Origin of the sequence: Micromonospora krabiensis, assembly GCF_900091425.1 — a bacterium.
Taxonomy (GTDB): Bacteria; Actinomycetota; Actinomycetes; order Mycobacteriales; family Micromonosporaceae; genus Micromonospora; species Micromonospora krabiensis.
Genome location: NZ_LT598496.1, coordinates 5,348,644 through 5,368,774, shown reverse-complemented (window position 1 = coordinate 5,368,774; position 20,131 = coordinate 5,348,644). Strand labels below are relative to the sequence as shown.

The following is a 20,131-nucleotide window of genomic DNA, read 5'->3' as shown; positions in this document are numbered from 1 at the left end:
GTGGCCGGGTCACCCCCGGGAGGATGGCGATGAGCAGACTGCACGGCACGAAGGACTTCTGGATCGGTGCGCTGCGGACGGAAGGCCCAGCCTTCGCCTCGGCGGTGGCGGAGGCGCCGCCGGAGACACCGGTCCTCTCTTGTCCCGGCTGGACCGTCGCCGACATGACCCTGCACCTCGGCAGCATCTACCACTGGGTCTGCGGCTTCGCCGGCTCCGGCCTGACCACCGCGCCGCCGGCCCGGCCGCAGGCCGTCGAGACGCCCCCCGGTGTCGCCCCGCTGGACTACTGGCAGCGCGGGTACGACCAGCTGATGACCCTGTTCGACGGTCTCGACCCGGAGGCTCCGGCGTGGAACTGGGCGCCGCAGCCGAAGCGGGCCGGCTTCTGGCCGCGCCGCATGGCCCACGAGACCGCGGTGCACCGTTGGGACGCGCAGCTCGCCATCGCGGCGGGTGAGCCGATCGAGGCGAAGCTCGCCGCCGACGGGGTGAGCGAGGTGCTGGACACCTGGCTCCCGGCGGGCCGGCGACGCAGTCCCGGCCAGTGGCACGGTGTGGTGCAGCTCTCCGCGGTCGACGCGGCGCAGTCCTGGTATCTGCGACTGCGCGGCGAGGGGGTCGCGCTGCTGGACACGGACACCATCCTCGATCACGACGACCACCACGCCCGGGTGCACGTCAGCGGCACCGCGAGCGATCTGCTGCTGGCCCTCTGGGGCCGGGTCAGCTTCGACACCCTGGACGTCGCCGGTGACCCGAGCCTGCTGAACGGCCTGCAACCCCGCTGATCTCTGGCCCTCCCCCCGCTCCGACTCGGAAACAGGGGCCGTACCCGGCGGGTACGGCCCCTGTTTCCCTGTTTCGGGGCGGAAAGGCGCGGAGCGGGATGAGAGCGCTCTCTTGACAGCGGGCGTGACGCCCACCACCCTGTCGTGAGAGCGCTCTCTCAGATCCGTACCCACCACCACCCGCCCGACCTGAGAGGGGTCACAAAGAGATGGGTGTCATTCCGCGCCGCCGCCTCGCGGCGGTGGCCCTCGTCGCCGCGACCGCCCTGTTCGCCACCACCGCCTGCGGCGGTGACGACGCGGGCGAGGACGGTCCGATCACGCTGACCGTCGACGTGTTCGGCCAGTTCGGCTACGAGCAGCTCTACCAGGAGTACATGGCCGCCCACCCCGGCGTGAAGATCGTCGAGCGGGGCACCGGCAGCAACCTCGACGAGTACTCGCCGAAGCTGACCCAGTGGTTGGCCGCCGGCAAGGGCGCCGGAGACGTCGTCGCCATCGAGGAGGGGCTGCTCGTCGAGTACAAGGCCAACCCGGGCAACTTCGTCAACCTGCTCGACCACGGCGCCGCCGAGCTCAAGGGCAACTTCCTGGAGTGGAAGTGGAACCAGGGGCTGACCGCCGACGGCAAGCAGTTGATCGGGCTCGGCACCGACGTCGGCGGCATCGCGATGTGCTACCGCAAGGACCTCTTCGCCAAGGCCGGTCTGCCGACCGAGCGTGACGAGGTGTCCAAGCTCTGGCCGACCTGGCAGGACTACATCGCCACCGGCGAGAAGTTCAAGGCCGCGAACACCGGGGCCGCGTTCCTGGACGGGGCCACCAACACCTTCAACACGATCCTGCTCCAGACCGCCGGCAACACCACCGGCTACAGCTACTACGACACCGGCAACAACCTGGTCGTCGACAGCAACCCGGCGGTGAAGCAGGCCTACGACACCACGATGGACATCATCGACTCCGGCCTCTCCGGCAAGTACGGCTCCTGGTCGGAGGAGTGGGTCTCCGCGTTCAAGCAGTCGAAGTTCGCCACCATCGCCTGCCCCGCGTGGATGACCGGCGTCATCGAGGGCAACGCCGGCCCCGCCGCCAAGGACAAGTGGGACATCGCCAAGGTGCCCGGCAACGGCGGCAACTGGGGCGGGTCGTTCCTCGCCGTGCCGAAGCAGAGCAAGCACCAGGCCGAGGCGATCGAGCTGGCCAAGTTCCTCACCAGCGCGAAGGGCCAGATCGGCGCGTTCAAGGCCAAGGGCCCGCTGCCCTCGTCGCCGCAGGCCCTCGACGACCCGGCCATCGCGAACGCGACCAACGCGTACCTGTCGGGGGCCCCGGTCGGGCAGATCTTCGCCGCCGGCGCGAAGAGCCTGAAGCCGGTCTACATGGGCCCCAAGAACCAGGCCGTGCGCACCGAGGTGGAGAACGCGGTACGCACCGTCGACCTGGGCCAGCGAAGCCCCGAACAGGGCTGGACCGACGCGGTGACCAACGCGAAGAAGGCCGCCGACAAGTAGCCCGAGCCAGCGTGCGGGCGGGCTCCGGGACACCGGAACCCGCCCGCACGGCGGAAAGGAGTCCCCGGGCATGACCGTCCAGCTCGACGCCCGCCCGCCGGTCGCACCGACGTCCGGCACCCGGCGCCGGCCACCGGGAGGCCGGTTCAGCCGGCTCGACACCCGGCTCTCGCCGTACCTCTACATCGCGCCGTTCTTCCTGCTCTTCGCCGTCTTCGGGGTCTACCCGCTGGCGTACACCTTCTGGGTGTCGCTGCACGACTGGGACCTGCTCGGCAGCGACCACCCGTTCGTCGGGGCGGAGAACTACACGCGGCTGCTGGCCGACACCGACTTCTGGCACGCGGTCGTCAACACGCTCGGCATCTTCGTCATCTCGACCGTCCCGCAGCTGCTGGCCGCGCTCTGGCTGGCCAACCTGCTCAACCGCACGCTCCGGTTCCGCACCGGCTGGCGGATGAGCGTCCTCATCCCCAACGTCACGTCCACCGCCGCGGTGGCGATCGTGTTCGGGGTGATCTTCAGCCGCGAGTTCGGCATGGTCAACTGGCTGCTCGACCTGATCGGGGTCGGCCCCGTCGAGTGGAAGTCGAACCGGGTCGCCTCCTGGGTGGCCATCTCGACGATGGTCGACTGGCGGTGGACCGGCTACAACGCGCTGATCTTCCTGGCCGCCATGCAGGCCATCCCCCGCGACCTGTACGAGTCGGCGGCCATCGACGGCGCCAACCGGGCCCGGCAGTTCTGGTCGATCACCGTGCCGCTGCTGAAGCCGACGATCATCTTCTGCGTCATCATCTCCACCATCGGCGGGCTCCAGCTCTTCACCGAGCCCCGGCTCTTCCACTCCGGCACCAACCCGATCCGGGGCGGACCACTGCGCGAGTCACAGACCGTGACCATGTACATGTTCGAGAACGCCTTCGCGCCGCACTACAACTTCGGCTACGGGTCCGCGGTCGCCTGGCTGCTCTTCGCGCTCATCGCCGTCGTCGCGGCCGTCAACGTGCTGATCATCCGGCGGCTCGGCGGGCACACGCCGGTGGGCCGGACCCGGAAGGGAGACCTGCGATGAGCCGCCTGTGGCGGGCCAGCCCGCTGACGTACGGGGCCCTGGTCCTCGCCGCGCTCACCTCGATCTTCCCGATCTACTGGATGTTCGTGGTGGCCAGCCGCTCCAGCGACGCGATGGGCCAGGTGCCGCCCCCGCTCACGCCGGGCGGCAATCTCGGCGCGAACATCAGCCGCCTCTTCGCCAACACGGACGCCTACTTCCTGACCGGTCTGATCAACTCGGCCATCGTGGCGACCACGGTGACCGTGTCGGTGGTGTTCTTCTCCAGCCTGGCCGGGTTCGCCTTCGCCAAGCTGCGCTTCCGGGGCCGCAACGCGCTGCTGCTGGTGATCATTGCGACCATGATGGTGCCCACCCAGCTCGGCGTGATCCCGCTCTACCTGATGATGACCAAGCTGAGCTGGAACGACCGGCTGCCCGCCGTGATCGTCCCCGCGCTCGTCACCGGGTTCGGGGTGTTCATGATGCGGCAGTACGCCGGCCAGGCGGTCAGCGACGAGCTGATCGAGGCCGCCCGCGTGGACGGCTGCGGCACGGCACGGATCTGGTGGAACGTGGTCATGCCGGCGCTGCGTCCGGCCGCGGCGGTGCTCGGGCTGCTCACCTTCATGACCACCTGGAACGACTTCCTCTGGCCGTACGCTGTGCTCAACGACCCGGAGAACCCGACCGTTCAGCTCTCCCTGCGGGCCCTGTCCGACGGCTATTACCAGGACATGTCGCAGGTGTTCACCGGGACGGCCATCGCGACGCTGCCCCTGCTTCTGGTCTTCGTCCTGTTCGGCCGCCAGATCATCGGCGGGATCATGGAAGGTGCGGTCAAGGCGTGACGGAACTCCGATTTCCCGAGAACTTCCTCTGGGGCGCCGCCACCGCGGCCTACCAGATCGAGGGCGCGGCCCGCGACGACGGTCGCGGCCCGTCCATCTGGGACACCTTCAGCCGTACGCCGGGAAAGGTCCACCAGGGGCACACCGGGGACGTCGCCTGCGACCACTACCACCGCTACGCCGAGGACGTGGCGCTGATGGCCGAGTTGGGGCTCGCCGCGTACCGCTTCTCGGTCGCCTGGCCGCGCATCCAGCCCGACGGCACCGGGCCGGTCAACCCCCGCGGGTTGGACTTCTACGACCGGCTGGTGGACGCCCTACTGGCCCGAGGCATCGACCCGATCGTGACGCTCTACCACTGGGACCTGCCGCAGAGCCTGGGTGACCGGGGCGGCTGGACCAACCGCGACACGGCCGAGCACTTCGCCACCTACGCGACTGCGGTGCACGGCCGGCTGGGCGACCGCGTCAACGTCTGGACCACCCTCAACGAGCCGTGGTGCTCGGCCTACCTCGGCTACGGCAACGGCGTGCACGCCCCCGGGGAGCAGGACGCGGGGGCCGCCTTCACCGCCGTGCACCATCTGCTGCTCGGGCACGGCCTGGCGGCCCGGGCGCTGCGCGCGGCCGGCGCACGCACCGTCGGCATCACCCTCAACCCGGCCGACGTACGCCCCGCGGACGAGTCCAGCGCCGCGGACGCCGCGGCGGTCCGGCTGGTCGACGGGCTGCACAACCGGATCTTCCTGGACCCGCTGCTCGCCGGCGGTTACCCGGAGGACGTGCTGGAGCACGTCGGCCGGATCGTCGAGCCGACGTTCCTGCGGGACGGGGACGAGAAGCTGATCGCCGCACCCATCGACCTGCTGGGCGTCAACTACTACCAGCCGACCTACGTGGCGGGGCGGCCGGACGGCGCCGGGGGCGGCGGCGCGTACCCGGGCACCGACGGCGCGGTGGAGTTCCTTCCGCCCACCGGGCCGCTCACCGACATGGGCTGGATGGTGGAACCGGCCGGGCTGACCCGCCTGCTGGAACGGATCGCGACCGACTACCCGGGCGTGCCGCTGCTGATCACCGAGAACGGCGCCGCCTACCCGGACAAGCCGGGCACGGAGTCTCCGGACGGCCCCGGCCAGGTCGTCGACACCGACCGGATCGCCTACCTGGACGGCCACCTGCGCGCCGCACACGAGGCGATCTCCCGGGGGGTGGATCTCCGGGGTTATCTCGTATGGTCGTTCCTGGACAACTTCGAGTGGGCGGAGGGCTACCGCAGGCGGTTCGGGATCGTGCACGTCGACTACCTGACCCAGCGCCGCACACCGAAGTCCAGCGCCCGGTGGTACCAGGAGGTGATCTCCCGGAACGGGCTGTGACGAGCGGGGGAACGGCGATGACGACGGCGCAGCGGCCGACGCTCGAAGAGGTGGCCCGGCGGGCCGGGGTCTCCCGGGCCACCGTCTCACGGGTGGTGAACGGCTCCACCACGGTCGCCGAGCCGATCCGGGAGGCGGTCCACCGGGCGGTGGCCGAGCTGGGCTACGTGCCGAACCTCGCCGCCCGCAGCCTGGTCACCCAGCGGACCGACTCGGTCGCGCTGGTCATGCCCGAGGCGGCCACCCGGGTCTTCTCCGACGACCAGGTCTTCCCCGGCATCATCCGGGGCGTCAGCCAGGAGTTGGAGGCCGCCGACAAGCAGCTGGTGCTGATGCTGGCCGGTTCGCCGGCCGGGCACGCCCGGGTGGAGCGGTACACCACCGGACGGCACGTCGACGGCGTGCTGTTCGCCTCGCTGCACGGCGCCGACCCGCTGCCCGGCACGCTCGCCCGGCTGGGCATCCCGGTGGTGTGCAGCGGCCGGCCGCTCGGCGACGTCCCGGTGCCGTACGTGGACGTCGACCACGTCGGCGGGGTCACCGCGGCGGTACGACACCTGGTGGCCGGCGGCCGGCGGCGGATCGCCACGATCGCCGGCCCGCAGGACATGGTCGCCGGCATCGAACGGCTCACCGGCTACCGGGAGGCGATGGCCGAGGCCGGGCTGCCGCAGCGGGTCGCGACCGGGGACTTCACCCGCGAGTCCGGGGCGGCGGCGATGCGGCACCTGCTCGCCGAGGACCCGGAGCTCGACGCCGTCTTCGCCGCGTCCGACCTGATGGCACACGCCGCGCTGCGTACGCTGCGCGAGGCCGGCCGGCGGGTTCCGGACGACGTGGCGGTGATCGGCTTCGACGACATCGAGACGGCCGCCTACACCGAGCCGCCGCTGACCACCGTCCGGCAGCCGATCCAGGAGATCGGCCGGCAGATGACCCGGCAGCTGCTCCGGATCGCGGCCGGTGAGACCGTCGAGCCGTCGCTCATGCTCCCCACCGAGCTGATCCTGCGCGACTCCGCCTGACCCCCGGCAAATCGGTCGAGCGGGAACCGGTCCGGTCGGTACCCTCGCGCGATGCCTGAGCCACTGATCCGCACCGCCACGCCCGACGACGCGCCGGCCGTGGTGGCGCTGCGCGCACTCGTCTACCCGTACCTCGTGCGGGGGGAGGCGTCGACCCGACACATGATCGCCGAACCGCCCGCCGGCGAGGAGTGGACGGCGTTCGTCGCCGAGGTCGACGACCAGGTGGTGGGCTGGGTGTCGGCGTACCTGAACATCCGCACCTCCGAGCCCGGCTTCGGCGAGGTCTCGCTGCTGCACGTGCACCCCGACCACCGACGCCGGGGCATCGGCGACGCGTTGCTGGGCGAGGCGCTGCGGCACCTCCGCCCCCTCGGCGTACGCCGGGTCCGCACCTGGGCGCTGTCGGAGGCGCTGCCCTTCGCCCGCCGGCACGGCTTCACGCCGAGCCGGGAGCTGCGCTACTCGGCGCTCGACCTGCGCCCGGCGCCGCCGATGCCGACGGCTCCCCCGGGCGTACGGCTGCTGCCCTTCGCCGAGCTGGACCCGCACCGGCTGTACCGGGCCGAGATCGCGACGGCCGCCGACGAGCCGGGCGACGTCGCCTCCGACACGATCAGCTACGAGACGTGGCAGCACGACGTCTGGCACAACCTCGGCCTGGACAAGGCCGCCAGCACGGCCGCCGAACTGGACGGCGACCTGGTCGCGTTCAGCGTGGTCAAGCGGGACGGCGACCGGATGTGGTCGGACTTCACCGGGACCCTGCCCGGGCACCGCGGGCGTGGCCTCGCCGGACTGGCCAAGCGGGCCGCCCTGCACCGGGCAGCCGCCGGCGGGGTGCGGGTCGCGTACACGTCGAACGACGAGGCGAACGCGCCGATGCTGGCGATCAACGAGCGGCTCGGTTACCGGGCGGTGGCCGCCCAGTGGTCCTGCCTCGCCGAGCTGACCTGACCGCGGCGGCGGCCGGCGCGGTGCGACGGTTTGCGGCCCTCGCAGCCGGCCCGGCGCGACGGTGTGCGGCGCCCGCTCAGCCGGCGCGCACCCGCTCGGCAACACGGAGCGTCTCGGCGCCGAAGAGCACCAGCCGCGCCTCGGTCACCCGTGCCGGCGTGGCCGCCCCGAGCACGCCGAGCGCCTGCCGGACGGCGTCCTCGACCGGCCAGCCGTAGATGCCCGCGGAGACCAGCGGAAACGCGACGGTCGCCGCGCCCAGCTCGTCGGCCACCCGCAGACTGTTGGCGTAGCAGTCCCGCAGCAGCGCCGAGCGGTCCTCGGTCGCCGACCAGACCGGCCCGACGGTGTGGATCACCCAGCGGGCGGGCAGCTTCCCCGCGGTGGTGGCGACCGCCTGGCCGGTGGGCAGCCCCTTGCCGTACCGGGAGGCGCGCAGCGCCCGGCACTCCTCCAGGATGGCCGGCCCGCCCCGGCGGTGGATCGCGCCGTCCACGCCGCCACCGCCGAGCAGCGACGAGTTGGCCGCGTTGACGATCGCGTCGACGCGCTGGGTGGTGATGTCCCCCTCGACCAGGGTGATCTCCACGTCAACTCTCCTGGATGGACTGGCCGAGCGAGCGGCGGGCGAGGAGGGTTGCGCCGGCCACCGCGGCCGGCATGACGAGCACCGCGCCGAGCGGGATGAGGAAGCAGACGAACACCGCCACCCCGAACCCGAGCGCGGTGGGTCGGTCCGCCTTCAGCAGGCTCCGGCGCTCGGGCAGGCGCATTCCCCGCCGGTAGAAGGGCGCGCCGACCAGCTCCACGGCGAGGAACCAGCCGCCGACGGCCGCGCCGATGACCGGCACGACGGTCTGACCGACGACCGGGATGAAACCGGCGAGGAAGAGCGGGATGCCGACCAGCACGGAGAGGGCGACGAGGCGTACGGAGTCGGCCAGGCTGCGGCGCAGCGACGACCAGAACGGCACGTCCACCGCTCCCGGCGTGCCGCCGAGCCGTTCCTCGACCCGCTCGGAGATCTTCTCGTAGAACGGGTCGCCGATGACCAGGGTGACCGCAGTGAAGGTCAGCACGCCGAGCAGCCCGCCCAGCCCCAGGAAAGCGAGCCCCGCGACCACCCGGACCAGGCCGCGCCACGTGCCGGACCAGTCGTCGGCGAACGGCGTGACCAGCGCGGCCAGGTCGTCCACGAACCAGACCAGGGCGGCGAACGCGCTGACGAAGAACGCGCCGGAGATCAACGCCGGCACCACGCCGAGCAGCATGAGACCGGGGCTGCGCACGTAGAGGCCGATGCCGCGCAGCAGCAGACCGACTCCGGCGAAGAAGCGGCCGGCGGCCCCGGTCACCGGCTTGGCGATGCTGGTCACGTCCACGATCGCAGAGCCTAGTTGCCGACGGCACATCAACCGGTTGGTGGATCGCCGGTGTCAACCGGCGCCGCCGAGGTCGGGTCCCGGTCGGTCGATTCGCGGCGGGCTCGTCGCCACCACGCTGAACGGGTAACGGCACGGCGGCGAAGGGTGGGGCGATGCCGGTCATCGAGGTGACCAACCTGCACAAGAGGTACGGCGACCTGGTCGCCGTGGACGACGTGTCCTTCAGCGTGGCGGCCGGGGAGATCTTCGGTGTCCTCGGCCCGAACGGCGCCGGCAAGACCACCACCGTGGAGTGCGTGGCCGGACTGCGGGTCCCCGACGGGGGCGGGGTGTCGGTCCTCGGGCTCGACCCCCGCCGGGACGCGAGCCAACTCCGGCAGCGGGTGGGCGTGCAGCTCCAGGAGAGTCAACTGCCGGACCGGCTCCGGGTGGGCGAGTCCCTGGAGCTGTACGCCTCGTTCTACCGGGACCCGGCCGACCCGGCCCGGCTGATCGACGAGCTGGGCCTCGGCGAGAAGCGGAACACGCCGTACCGGAAGCTCTCCGGCGGCCAGAAGCAGCGCCTCTCCGTCGCCCTGGCGCTGGTGGGCAACCCCGAGATCGCCATTCTGGACGAGCTGACCACCGGGCTGGACCCGCAGGCCCGGCGGGACACGTGGGGGCTCGTCGAGCGGATCCGGGACCGTGGTGTGACGGTCGTGCTGGTCACCCACTTCATGGAGGAGGCCGAGCGGCTCTGCGACCGGGTGGCGGTGATCGACGCCGGGCGGGTGGTCGCGCTCGACACCCCGGCCGGCCTGGTGTCGACCGTGGCCCCGGAGCAGCGGGTGCGGTTCCGGCCGTCCGCGCCGCTGGACGACCGGCTGCTCACCGACCTGCCGGAGGTGAGCGGGGTGACCCGCTCCGGCGCCCAGCTCGTGGTGACGGGCACCGGTGACCTGCTGCACGCGGTCACCGCCGTGCTCGCCCGCAGCGGGATCGTCGCCGCCGACCTGCGCCTGGAGCAGTCCACGCTGGACGACGCGTTCGTCGAGCTGACCGGGCACCGGCCCGCCGACTGAGAGGAAGACCATGCACGCCTTCGGCCAGATCCTCAAGACCGAGACCCGGCTCTACCTGCGCGACCTGCCCACCCTGCTGCTCACCGTCGGGCTGCCCACGCTCATCCTGGTGGTGCTCGGGATGATCCCCACGCTCCGCAGGCCGGACCCGACCTTCGACGGGCAGACCTTCGTCAGCTACTTCGCCCCGTCCCTGCTCGTGGTCACGCTCGCGATGGTGGGGGTGAACATCCTGCCCACCGTGCTGGCCACCTACCGCGAACGCGGCGTACTGCGTCGGCTGGCGACCACCCCGGCGCACCCGGCCGCGCTGCTCGCCGCCCAACTGGTGCTGGCTCTGGCCGGGATCCTGGCCAGCGCGCTGCTGCTCGTCCTGGTCGCCCGGCTGGCGTTCGACGTGCCGCTGCCCCGTCGCCCGCTCGGCTTCACCGCGGCCTTCGTGCTCGGCACGGCGGCGCTGCTGGCGCTCGGCCTGCTGATCGCCGCCGTCGCCCGGACGACGAGGGCCGCCCAGGCGCTCGCCGTACCGCTCTTCCTGGTCGTCATGTTCTTCGGCGGGGTCTACCTGCCCCGGTTCCTGCTCCCGGACTTCCTGGCCCGGGTCGGCGACTACACGCCACCCGGGGTGCAGGCGCTGCTCGACGCCTGGACCGGCACCCCACCCCGGCCGCTGCATCTGGCAATAATGGCCGTGGTCGCGGTGACCGCCGGCGCGGCAGCCGCGAAACTGTTCCGCTGGGAGTGAGCAGCGACCGATGAGCAGCACCGCCGAGCAGGTCGACCGGTTGGCCGCGTGGGAGTCGCGCGAGGTCACGCTCTATCGCGTGCTGCCGTACGTCGGCCTGGCGGTCGGCGCGCTGCTCACCGCCGCGGCGCCGGCGCCGACCGGTCTCTCGCTCGTCCCCGACCCGTTCCTCGCCGTGGCGGTCGCGTGCTGGGTCGCCTGGTTCGTCAACCTGCACCCCGACTGGGTGACCCGCCGCGGGCTGATGGCGGTCTACTACGTCGGGCTGCTCGCGTTCGCCACCGCGCTGGTGCTCGACAGTCCGTGGTACGGGTTCTTCGCCTGGATCGGGTTCCTGCACTCGGTCATGGCGCTGCACGGCCGGTGGCGGTTCGTCGGGGTGGCGGCCACGGCCGTCCTGCTCGGCACCGCCCAGGGCGGGGGCCTTCCGTCGTCCCCGGCACACTGGCTGCTCTGGGCGGTCCTGGTGCTGTTCAACGTCGGCGTGGCCGGCGGCGTGACCTGGTTCGGCCTGGTCAGCGACCGGCAGAACACCAACCGCAAGCGGCTGGTCGAGGAGTTGGCCGAGACGAACCGCCGGCTGGCCGAGACGATGCGGGAGAACGAGGGGCTGCACGCCCAACTGCTCACGCAGGCCCGGGAGGCCGGGGTGACCGACGAACGGCAGCGGATGGCCCGGGAGATCCACGACACCCTCGCTCAGGGACTCACCGGCATCATCACGCAACTGGAGGCGGCCGGACAGGCCCGGGACCGGCGCGCCGACTGGCAGCGGCACGTGGACAGGGCGATAACGCTGGCCCGGGAGAGCCTCAGCGAGGCGCGCCGCTCGGTGCGGGCGGTCCGCCCGGAGGCGCTGGAGTCCGCCCGGCTGCCCGACGCGCTCGCCGAGCTGGCCGGGCGGTGGTCGACGATGAACGAGGTACGCGCCGAGGTGAGCGTGACCGGCGACGCCCGGCCGCTGCATCCGGAGATCGAGGTGACCCTGCTGCGGGCGGCACAGGAGGCGTTGGCCAACGTGGGCCGGCACGCCAAGGCGTCCCGGGTCGGGCTGACCCTGTCGTACATGGAGGACGTGGTCACGCTGGACGTCCGCGACGACGGGGCCGGCTTCGACCCGGGCGACCTGCCGGCGCCGCGCCGGCCGGACGGTGGCTACGGCCTCACGGTCATGCGTCAGCGGGTCACCCGTGTCGGCGGCGAGCTGGCCGTCGAGTCCGAGCCGGGCGGCGGCACCGCCGTCTCGGCGTCCGTCCCCGCGCTCCCGGGAGGTGCCGCGTGACCGTACGGCTGCTGATCGTCGACGACCACCCGGTGGTGCGGGACGGGCTGCGCGGCATGTTCACCGGCGACCCGGGGTTCGAAGTGGTGGGCGAGGCCGGCGACGGCGGCGAGGCGCTGGCCCTGGCCGCGTCGCTGCGGCCCGACGTCGTGCTGATGGACCTGCGGATGCCCGGCATGGACGGGGTGACGGCGATCGGCCGGCTGGCCCGCTCCGGAAGCCCGGCCAAGGTGCTGGTGCTGACCACGTACGACACGGACGCGGACGTGCTGCCGGCGATCGAGGCCGGCGCGACCGGATACTTGCTGAAGGACGCGCCGCGTGAGGACCTGGTCCGGGCCGTGCGGGCGGCGGCACGCGGCGAGTCGGTGCTCGCGCCCAGCGTGGCCGGGCGGCTGATGGGGCGACTCCGGGCCCCGGCGGAGGAGCCGCTGAGCCAGCGGGAGCTGGAGGTGTTGACCCTGGTCGCGCGCGGCTCCTCCAACCGGGAGGCGGCGTCCCGCCTGTTCATCAGCGAGGCCACCGTCAAGACCCATCTGCTGCACGTCTACGCGAAACTCGGGGTCAACGACCGGGCGGCCGCGGTGGCCGTGGCGTACGACCGGGGCCTGCTCACCCCCGGCGGGCGGTGATCCGGCCCGGGGCAGGATGGAGTGGTGCGGGCGTCCCGGCTGATCTCGTTGGTGTTGCTGCTCCAGTCGCGGGAGACGATGACCGCGGCCGAGCTGGCCCGCGAGCTGGAGGTCTCCGAGCGGACCGTCTACCGCGACGTGCTGGCGCTCTCGGCCGCCGGGGTGCCCGTCTACGCCGACCGCGGCCGGGCGGGCGGCTACCGGCTGCTCGGCGGCTACCGGACCCGGCTGACCGGGCTGACCCGGGACGAGGCGGAGGCGCTGTTCCTCGCCGGGCTGCCCGGGCCCGCCGGGGACATGGGCCTGGCCGACGCGGTCACCGCCGCCGAGCTGAAGGTGCTCGCCGCGCTGCCGCCGAGCCTGCGCGACGCGGCCGCCCGCACCGGCCAGCGGTTCCACCTGGATGTGCCGGGCTGGTTCCGGGAGGCCGCACCCCCGGCCCGGCTGACCGAGCTGGCCGGGGCGGTCTGGCGGGACCGGGAGGTGCGGCTGCGTTACCGGCGCGGCGACCGGGAGGTCACCCGCGAGCTGCGGCCCTACGGGCTGGTGCTCAAGAGCGGGGTCTGGTATCTGGTCGGCCGGGTCGGCGACGACCACCGGACCTATCGGGTGGACCGGGTCACCGAGGTGGCGGTGGGGGCGGCGACCTTCGAACGGGACGAGCACTTCGACCTGGCCGGGTACTGGCGGGAGCAGGGCGAGGCGTTCCTCCGGAGCATGCTCCGGGCCGAGGTGACCGTTCGGCTGAGCCCCGCCGGCCTGCGCCGGCTGCGCCATCTCGCCGACGCCCCCTTCGTGTACGACGAGGCGGTAGCCGCGGCCGAGGGACCCGACGGGCAGGGCCGGGTGGTGCTGCGGCTGCCCGTCGAGTCCGTCGAGGTGGCGTACGCCCAGTTGCTCTCGCTGGGGCCGGAGGTGGAGGTGCTCGACCCGCCCGAGCTGCGGCGGCGGATGGCCGAGGCGGCGATGCGCTCGGCGGCGCTCTACGCGAACGCCGACACGGCTCAGCGGTAGCCGGTGTCGTCCGCCGGGCGGCCCGGCTTGATCACCTCTTCGTGGTAGCGGAAGAAGTTCGGCCGGGTGCCGTCGAGATCGGTGAACCCGTAGACCTGGGCGAGGCCACCGGCGTCGAGGGACTGGCCGTTCCAGCGGGCCCGGTCCGGGTCAGCGGCCAGGGCGGCGACCGCCCGCCCGACGAAGGCCGGTGTCTCCGACATGACGAAGTGCGGGTCCTTCGCCGCGCCGTCGCGCCAGTTCTCCTCGGTGACCTCGAAGATCTCCAGCATCAGCTCCGACCGCAGCCAGCCCGGCGTCAGCGCGACGGCCGTGCAGCCGTACGGCTCCAGCTCGTGCGCCTGGCTGAACGCCAGCCGGTTCACCGACACCTTCGCCAGGTCGTAGAAGAGGGAGAGCCGGTAGTTCTCGTCGTTGTACGCCTTCGTGCCGTCGCCGATCTCCACGACCAGGCCGCCGGGCTGGCGGGTCAACAGGGGAAGCGCGAAGTGGCTGGTGATGATGTGGGTGTCGATCGCCAACCGCAGGGTGCGGAAGCCGGCGTCCAGCGGCTGCTGCCACACCGGCTTGTCCCAGGTGATCAGTGGCTCGGCGCCCCAGATGTCGTTGACCAGCACGTCGAGGCGGCCCCGCTCGGCATCGATTCGGTCGACCAGGTCGCGCACCTGCTCGGGGACGAGGTGGTCGGCCCGGACCGCGATGCCCTCACCGCCGGCCGCGGTGACCAGCTCGGCGGTCTCCTCGATCGTCTCCGGCCGGTCCAGCTCCGAGCGACCGGCCCGGCTGCTGCGCCCGGTCGCGTAGACGGTGGCCCCGGCCGCGCCGAGCTGGACGGCGATCTGCCGGCCCGCGCCCCTGGTCGCCCCGGCGACCAGGGCGACCCTTCCTGTCAGCGGTTTCGTCATGCCGGCGAGCCTGCCAGCGAAAGGTGACAGGCGACGTCAGATTTTCACTGCACGTCGAACTCGTTGCCTTCCGGGTCGGCCATCGTGGTGTGCCGGCTGCCCCGGTCGTCCACCTCCGCCAGCACGGTGGCGCCCAACCCGGTCAGCCGCTTCACCGTCACCTCCCGGTCCGCGGGGCCGACGTGCAGGTCGAGGTGCAGCCGGTTCTTGACCCGCTTGGGCTCGGGCACGGCCTGGAAGAGCAGGCGCCGGCCGAGACCGATGCCGCTGTCCGGGTCGACCGGGTCGTCCGGGTGGCGGATCCCGGCCAGCTCGCGGAACACGCGCCGGCCGTCGATCTCGACGTACGCCTCCGGGCCGACCGCGCCCACCTCGACCAGGCGATCGATGAGGGCGCTGTTGTCCTCCACGTCGTAGTCGAGGGCGGCCGCCCAGAACCGGGCCAGCGGGATCGCGTCCGCGCAGTCGACGACGAGCTTCCAGTGCAGGGCCATCCGTGCTCACCTCCGGCCGCGGCCGCCCGAGCGGGCCGCCTCAGTAACCGTTTATAGTGGTTACATGACGGACGGCGCAAGTGGACTCACCCTGGTCTCTCTCTCGGGCACCCGCTTCCGCTTCGACCCCGGCGCCCTCTGCCTGGAGCTCCTCACCACCGGCGGCCCCGGCCCGCTGGGCCGCCGCTACGAGGCCCTGCACCGGCCCGACGACCTGGCCGCGTGGCTGGAGCTGTCCCGGCTGGGCCTCGACCCGGCGCGGGTGCGGGTCGACGCCGACGACCTGGCCACCACCCGACGGCTGCGCGACGCCCTGTGGCGCCTCGCCTGCGCCCGGACCGGCGGCCGGCCACCGACCGACGACCCCGCCGACTTCGAGGCCACCCCCGCCGACCTCGCCACCCTCAACGAGATCGCGGCCGGGGAACCGCTGGCCCCCGAGCTGACCGTCGAGGGCACGCGGCGCTGGCTACCGGCGCGGGGCGGGCAGGTGCTCGCCACCGTCGCCCGCGACGCCGTCGACCTCTTCAGCGGTCCGCACGCCGACCGGATCCGCGAGTGCGGCGCGCACAACTGCCACCTGGTGTTCGTGGACACCTCGCGCCCCGGGCAGCGCCGATGGTGCTCGATGGACCGCTGCGGCAACCGGCACAAGGTCCGGGCGCTGCGCGCCCGGCGAGCCACCGACTGAGCCGCGGCCCGCGGTCCTGGCTGTCCTAGTCGGCCAGACGGACGCGGACCCGCCGGTTGGCCCGGCCCTTACTCTCCACCTTGACCACCTGCACCTTGCCGATCTGCGCGGTCGAGGCGACGTGGGTACCGCCGTCGGCCTGCACGTCGAGACCGACGATGTCGACGATCCGGACCTCCTGCTCGTCCGGCGGGATGAGGTTCGACTGGGTGCGGATGATGTCGGGCAGGGCCAGCGCCTCCACCCGGGGCAGCACCCGCACCGCGACCGACCGGTCGGCGGCGATCTCGGCGTTGACCAGCTCTTCGATGCGGGTCTTGAAGTCCGGTGGCACCTCGGGGAGGTTGAAGTCCATCCGCGCCTCACCCGGCTCCATGTTGCCGCCGGTCGCCAGCGCGCCGAAGTCGCGGAAGACCACACCGCAGAGCACGTGCAGCCCCGAGTGGGTCCGCATCAGTCGGGTACGCCGCTCGTCCTCCACCGCACCCGTCAGCACGGTGCCGGCCGGCGGCAGCGGATCACCCTCGGCGGGGATCAGCCACAGGTCGTCGCCCTTGCGGGTGCCGACGATCCGGGTCTGCACGCCCTGCCAGAGCAGCACCCCGTGGTCCGGCGGCTGGCCGCCGCCGCCCGGATAGAACGCCGACCGGTCCAGCACGATGCCCTGCTCCGGGTCGGCATGCAGCACCGTGCACTCCCACTCGCGCAAGGTCGGGTCGGCGAGGTCGAGCCGGTGCGTCCGGCCGTGGTGTGTGACGCCCATGTCAGGGCACGTTACTCGTTCAGGAACGAGGAGATCCGCGTACGCAGGTCGGCGCGTTCCGACCAGAGCACGCCCGGCCGGTCGTACACGTGCAGCGTGGCCGCCGGGAGGGCGGCCGCGAGTTCCTCGGCGACCTCCACCGGGTGCAGGTCGTCGCCGACGCAGCCGATGACCAACGCGGGCGCGGTCACCGCGGCCAGCGCGTCCGTGCTCGGCACCGCCACCTGCTCGGGAAGGCTCGCCAGCCCGGAAGCCAGCCCGTCCCGCAGCAGCTGGTCGAGGCGCTGACGCAGGTAGGCCCACCCGGCCGGCGTGTTGCGCACCGCGGGCGGCAACTCGACGGACACGACCTCCGCGACCGCCGACGCGTCGCCGCTCTCCACCGCCTCCAGCAGCGCGGTCAGCCGCTGCCGGGCCACCTCGCCGCGCGGCCGGTCGAGCACGGCGGGCAGGAAGAAGACCAGCCGGTCGAAGCGCTCCGGGCTCTCGACCAGCAGCCGACAGAGCGCCCCCGCGCCCAGGCTCGCGCCGAAGGCACGGCCGGCCCCCTCCAGGTCGGCGACCGCCCGCAGGTCACGGGCCAGGTCGGCGTAATCCCACGACCCGGGCGGCGCGTCCGAGCGGCCGTGCCCCCGGAACTGGAAGAACACGCGGCGACCGGTGACCCCGCTGCCGAACGGGCGGGTCGTGGCGATGCCGTTGCCAAGCCCGTGCGCGAACACCGTGACCGGGTCACCGGTGCCGGTGACCAGCCGCTCCAGGCGTACGCCGTGCGGCGTGGTGACCAGGTCGGTCTCCGGCTCGGGCAGGGCCGGCCGGCCGGTCCGCGGTGCCCCCGGCCCCGGACCCCAGGTGCGGGGCCCGCCGTCCGGCGGGGGCGGCCAGCGGAAACCTCTCACCAGAAGCCTTTGCCGTCGCTCAGGTCGCGCAGGCCGACGCGGACGTCCAGCAGGTAGATCAGCGCGGCGGCGATGCCGATCAGTCCGAAGAGGCTGATCGGGCCGAAGCCGAGCAGCGTCAGCACCAGGCAGACCGCCAGGATGGCGATCCAGCCGCCCTTCGGCAGGGTGCCGATGGCGGCGAAGGCGTCGGATCGCTGCGTGATGGCGTGCACCAGCGCGACGCCCTGGATGATCAGCGCGAAGACGAGAAGGATCAGCTCGATGACGGAGCGGACTTCGAAGGCGAAGAGCGGCGCGGCGTTGGCCATGACGGCAAGCTTATGTCGGCGACCCCGGAAACGTCCGACAGGAACGCCTCCGGGGTCGCCGGTTGGTCGTCACTCGGCCGCGGGACGCGTCCGCTTGGTGGCCCGGGGCAGCTTCGCCGACGGAGTGGCGGCCGCCTTGGTGGCCTTCCGCGCGCCGGTGGCCTTCCGGACGGTGGCCGGCTTCGGGGTGGCGACCTCGGCGACCTCGGCCGGGGTCGGAACGTCCTCGGTGGTCGCGGCGGCAGGCTGCGCGGCCTCGGCGGCCGGCGTCTCGACGCGCTGCGCCTCGGTCGCCTCGATGTCGGCGTTCACCGTGTCGGCGGCCTCCAGCACACCGGCACCGACCACGCGCTCGCCACGGGCGACCAGCGCACCGTACGCGGCCAGCGCCCGCTCCTGCGCGACCTGCGCGCCGGCCACGACGACGGCGGCGTTGCGGGTGGCCGCGGCGCGCAGCCGGTCGAGGTCGGCGGCCTCGCGGAGCTTGGCCAGGTCGGCGGCCTCGCGGAGCTTGGCGAGGTCGGCCGGGACGCTGCCGCCGCGCAGGGTGCCCACCGTCTCGTTGGCGGTGCGCAGCGTCGCGGTGGCCTTCTCACGCAGTTCGAGGCCGGTCAGGACGGCCTTGCCGCCCAGGTCGGCGACCACCCGGGTGCCGAGGTCACTGACCACGGTGGGCAGCTTGCGCAGCTGCTCGAGGGCGAGTTCGCCGGCGCCGGCGGCGGCGTAGAGCGGGGCCGGGATGCGGTTGGTCTTCGGCTGGGTCATGACGTCTCCTCCTCGGCCGCCTCGGCGGCCTTCTGGTTCGCAGGGGTCGTGGTGCTGGTCGGGGCGGGTGCCGGGCCGGCCTCCGTGACGGCGACCGACTCCAGGACGGCCTCCGTCGGCGTGCCGTCCGGTGTGGTGGGTCCGGTGGCCGCGGGGTTGACCAGGCCCGCCGACTCGCCGGGGGTGGCGGGCCGGCCGGCGGTCGGCGTGGTGGTCGCGGCCGCCCCGGCGGCGTTGTCGTTCGGCGCGCCGGGCCCGGCGGCGTTGTCGTTCGCCGCGGCCGTCGCCTCGGCGAGCCGGACGTTCTCCCGGCGGAAGGTCTCGTAGATCTGGCTGAGGGACTGCTTCTGCGCCATGGTCAGGTCGGGGTCCACGGCGATGGCCGCGAGGACGCCCTGGCCCTCCTTGTCGTCCAGCAGCCCGGCCCTCAGGTACATGGCCGGGGTGGAGACGCGCAGCGCGCTGGCGATCTGCTGGAGCACCTCGGCGCTCGGCTTGCGCAGGCCACGCTCGATCTGGCTGAGGTACGGGTTGCTGACTCCCGCCTGGTCGGCGAGCTGACGCAGCGAGATCTTCGCGTTCCGCCGGAGGTCGCGAATGAACCCGCCGATGTCGGGAAGGTCCTTACCACTGGCCATGACTCGACGGTAGCTCCGGGTGCTAACTCTTGCAAGCAGAATGCTAACCAGAGTTAGCGATGTCTCAGGTACGTCCTTGCGTGTCCGGTCGTTCGCTGCGTACGGTCCTCCGATGACCAAGATCGAAGTCAACGGTGCGGTGCTCGCGTACGACGACACCGGCACCGGCAGCCCGGTGGTGCTGCTGCACGCGGGCATCGCGGACCGGCGGATGTGGCGCGGCGTGGTCGACGCGCTCGCCACCGCGCACCGGGTGATCGCGCTGGACCTTCGTGGCTACGGCGAGTCGGAGCTACCCCCGGCCCCGTTCGCCCACCACGACGACGTGGTCGGACTGCTGGACGCGCTCGACCTGCCCCACGCCGCGCTGGTCGGCTGCTCCTTCGGCGGCAAGGTCGCGGTGGACGCCGCGCTCGCGCACCCCGGACGGATCTCGGCGCTGGCCCTCTTCGGCGCCCCGGTCTCCGGCAACGAGTGGTCCGAGGAGACCGAGCAGCTCTGGGAGGAGCTGGTCGGCGAGCTGGACCCGGAGGACTTCCCGGCCACCGCGGCGGGCGAGGTGCGGTTCTGGGTGGTGGGTCCGAGCCGCCAGCCGGCGGACGTCGACCCGGAGCTGATCCGCTTCGCCGAGGAGATGGACCAGCGGGCCCTCGCCGCGGAGCTGGCGCTCAGCGCGGTGGACGCCGACGAACTCGACCCGCCGGCGATCGAGCGGCTCGGCGAGCTGAGCATGCCGGTGGCGGCCTGCTCCGGCGTCCACGACGTCCCGGACCTGCACCGCCTGGCCGACCGCATCGCCGCCGAGGCGCCGCGCGGAATCCGCCTGCCCGACATCCCGGACGCCGCCCACCTGGCCCCGCTGGAGCGCCCGGAGCCGGTGACGGCCGCCCTCCTGAACTTCCTCCCCTAGGGCGCCCCGCCCGCCCAGACCACGGTTGATCAAGAGGTTCGCGTCAGGTCCGATCTCCGGTCCGA

Annotated in this window: 23 protein-coding genes; 14 read left to right on the top strand and 9 right to left on the bottom strand. The window is 72.9% G+C overall.

Going from position 1 to position 20,131, the window contains the following annotated elements; genetic code table 11:
- Positions 1-29: 29 nt before the first annotated feature.
- The 7 genes from GA0070620_RS24625 to GA0070620_RS24595 all read left to right on the top strand — a co-directional run bounded on the left by GA0070620_RS24625 (position 30) and on the right by GA0070620_RS24595 (position 7,571).
- Positions 30-791, top strand: a complete 762-nt coding sequence (locus GA0070620_RS24625; protein ID WP_091594667.1) for a maleylpyruvate isomerase family mycothiol-dependent enzyme — start codon at positions 30-32, stop codon at positions 789-791.
- Between the two features lie 209 nt (positions 792-1,000).
- Positions 1,001-2,305, top strand: coding sequence for an ABC transporter substrate-binding protein (locus GA0070620_RS24620; protein ID WP_091594665.1), 1,305 nt, complete (start codon positions 1,001-1,003; stop codon positions 2,303-2,305).
- Between the two features lie 70 nt (positions 2,306-2,375).
- Entirely contained in the window at positions 2,376-3,380 is a 1,005-nt protein-coding gene (locus GA0070620_RS24615; protein ID WP_091594663.1) for a carbohydrate ABC transporter permease, read from the top strand.
- On the top strand, positions 3,377-4,210 hold the full coding sequence (locus GA0070620_RS24610; protein ID WP_091594661.1) for a carbohydrate ABC transporter permease: 834 nt from the start codon (positions 3,377-3,379) through the stop codon (positions 4,208-4,210). The genes GA0070620_RS24615 and GA0070620_RS24610 overlap by 4 nt, the downstream gene beginning before the upstream one ends.
- Positions 4,207-5,589 (top strand): GH1 family beta-glucosidase, encoded by a 1,383-nt coding sequence (locus tag GA0070620_RS24605; RefSeq protein ID WP_091594659.1) that lies wholly within the window; start codon positions 4,207-4,209, stop codon positions 5,587-5,589. Before GA0070620_RS24610 ends, GA0070620_RS24605 begins: the two co-directional genes overlap by 4 nt.
- 17 nt (positions 5,590-5,606) lie before the next feature.
- Positions 5,607-6,614 carry a LacI family DNA-binding transcriptional regulator gene (locus tag GA0070620_RS24600; protein ID WP_091594657.1) on the top strand — a complete coding sequence of 336 codons (1,008 nt, stop codon included), beginning with the start codon at positions 5,607-5,609 and terminating at the stop codon, positions 6,612-6,614.
- 51 nt (positions 6,615-6,665) lie between these two features.
- Complete coding sequence (locus GA0070620_RS24595) at positions 6,666-7,571, top strand: GNAT family N-acetyltransferase (RefSeq protein ID WP_091594656.1); 906 nt, start codon at positions 6,666-6,668, stop codon at positions 7,569-7,571.
- 76 nt (positions 7,572-7,647) lie between these two features.
- Here GA0070620_RS24595 and GA0070620_RS24590 read toward each other — a convergent pair whose 3' ends face one another.
- Both GA0070620_RS24590 and GA0070620_RS24585 read right to left on the bottom strand, forming a co-directional pair.
- Positions 7,648-8,160: an O-acetyl-ADP-ribose deacetylase gene (locus tag GA0070620_RS24590; RefSeq protein ID WP_091594654.1), complete on the bottom strand. Its 513-nt coding sequence runs from the start codon at positions 8,158-8,160 to the stop codon at positions 7,648-7,650.
- Position 8,161: 1 nt separating this feature from the next.
- On the bottom strand, positions 8,162-8,983 hold the full coding sequence (locus GA0070620_RS24585; RefSeq protein ID WP_091594652.1) for an EI24 domain-containing protein: 822 nt from the start codon (positions 8,981-8,983) through the stop codon (positions 8,162-8,164).
- A gap of 125 nt (positions 8,984-9,108) precedes the next feature.
- On the opposite strand from GA0070620_RS24585, the gene GA0070620_RS24580 reads away from it, so the two are divergent.
- The 5 genes from GA0070620_RS24580 to GA0070620_RS24560 are packed head-to-tail and all read left to right on the top strand — an operon-like array spanning position 9,109 to position 13,690.
- Positions 9,109-10,017 (top strand): ABC transporter ATP-binding protein, encoded by a 909-nt coding sequence (locus GA0070620_RS24580; RefSeq protein WP_091594650.1) that lies wholly within the window; start codon positions 9,109-9,111, stop codon positions 10,015-10,017.
- Positions 10,018-10,027: 10 nt separating this feature from the next.
- A complete protein-coding gene (locus GA0070620_RS24575; protein ID WP_091594648.1) occupies positions 10,028-10,762 on the top strand; it encodes an ABC transporter permease in 735 nt (244 codons plus the stop codon).
- Positions 10,763-10,772: 10 nt separating this feature from the next.
- The gene (locus GA0070620_RS24570) at positions 10,773-12,044 is read left to right on the top strand and encodes a sensor histidine kinase (protein ID WP_091594646.1); all 1,272 of its coding nucleotides are present in this window, start codon (positions 10,773-10,775) and stop codon (positions 12,042-12,044) included.
- A complete protein-coding gene (locus GA0070620_RS24565) occupies positions 12,041-12,676 on the top strand; it encodes a response regulator (RefSeq protein ID WP_091594644.1) in 636 nt (211 codons plus the stop codon). The genes GA0070620_RS24570 and GA0070620_RS24565 overlap by 4 nt, the downstream gene beginning before the upstream one ends.
- A 24-nt stretch (positions 12,677-12,700) precedes the next feature.
- On the top strand, positions 12,701-13,690 hold the full coding sequence (locus GA0070620_RS24560; protein WP_091594642.1) for a helix-turn-helix transcriptional regulator: 990 nt from the start codon (positions 12,701-12,703) through the stop codon (positions 13,688-13,690).
- On the opposite strand, the gene GA0070620_RS24555 is transcribed toward GA0070620_RS24560, so the two are convergent.
- Together GA0070620_RS24555 and GA0070620_RS24550 are read right to left on the bottom strand one after the other, a co-directional pair.
- Positions 13,681-14,595 carry an SDR family oxidoreductase gene (locus GA0070620_RS24555; protein ID WP_091594640.1) on the bottom strand — a complete coding sequence of 305 codons (915 nt, stop codon included), beginning with the start codon at positions 14,593-14,595 and terminating at the stop codon, positions 13,681-13,683. The two genes, GA0070620_RS24560 and GA0070620_RS24555, sit on opposite strands and share 10 nt — an antisense overlap.
- Positions 14,596-14,639: 44 nt before the next feature.
- Positions 14,640-15,089 carry a VOC family protein gene (locus tag GA0070620_RS24550; protein WP_091594638.1) on the bottom strand — a complete coding sequence of 150 codons (450 nt, stop codon included), beginning with the start codon at positions 15,087-15,089 and terminating at the stop codon, positions 14,640-14,642.
- A gap of 64 nt (positions 15,090-15,153) precedes the next feature.
- Between GA0070620_RS24550 and GA0070620_RS24545 the strand changes: the two genes are divergently transcribed.
- Positions 15,154-15,780: a CGNR zinc finger domain-containing protein gene (locus GA0070620_RS24545; RefSeq protein WP_091594636.1), complete on the top strand. Its 627-nt coding sequence runs from the start codon at positions 15,154-15,156 to the stop codon at positions 15,778-15,780.
- 25 nt (positions 15,781-15,805) lie between these two features.
- Here GA0070620_RS24545 and GA0070620_RS24540 read toward each other — a convergent pair whose 3' ends face one another.
- The 5 genes from GA0070620_RS24540 to GA0070620_RS24520 form a co-directional block, all read right to left on the bottom strand.
- Positions 15,806-16,543, bottom strand: a complete 738-nt coding sequence (locus GA0070620_RS24540; protein ID WP_091594635.1) for an alanyl-tRNA editing protein — start codon at positions 16,541-16,543, stop codon at positions 15,806-15,808.
- Between the two features lie 11 nt (positions 16,544-16,554).
- On the bottom strand, positions 16,555-17,442 hold the full coding sequence (locus GA0070620_RS24535; RefSeq protein WP_091594633.1) for an alpha/beta fold hydrolase: 888 nt from the start codon (positions 17,440-17,442) through the stop codon (positions 16,555-16,557).
- Entirely contained in the window at positions 17,439-17,753 is a 315-nt protein-coding gene (locus tag GA0070620_RS24530; protein ID WP_091594630.1) for a DUF2516 family protein, read from the bottom strand. The genes GA0070620_RS24535 and GA0070620_RS24530 overlap by 4 nt, the downstream gene beginning before the upstream one ends.
- Positions 17,754-17,822: 69 nt before the next feature.
- Entirely contained in the window at positions 17,823-18,518 is a 696-nt protein-coding gene (locus tag GA0070620_RS24525; protein ID WP_091594628.1) for a hypothetical protein, read from the bottom strand.
- A complete protein-coding gene (locus GA0070620_RS24520) occupies positions 18,515-19,156 on the bottom strand; it encodes a helix-turn-helix domain-containing protein (protein ID WP_091594626.1) in 642 nt (213 codons plus the stop codon). The genes GA0070620_RS24525 and GA0070620_RS24520 overlap by 4 nt, the downstream gene beginning before the upstream one ends.
- Positions 19,157-19,268: 112 nt before the next feature.
- On the opposite strand from GA0070620_RS24520, the gene GA0070620_RS24515 reads away from it, so the two are divergent.
- Positions 19,269-20,066 carry an alpha/beta fold hydrolase gene (locus GA0070620_RS24515; protein ID WP_091594624.1) on the top strand — a complete coding sequence of 266 codons (798 nt, stop codon included), beginning with the start codon at positions 19,269-19,271 and terminating at the stop codon, positions 20,064-20,066.
- Positions 20,067-20,131 lie beyond the last annotated feature (65 nt).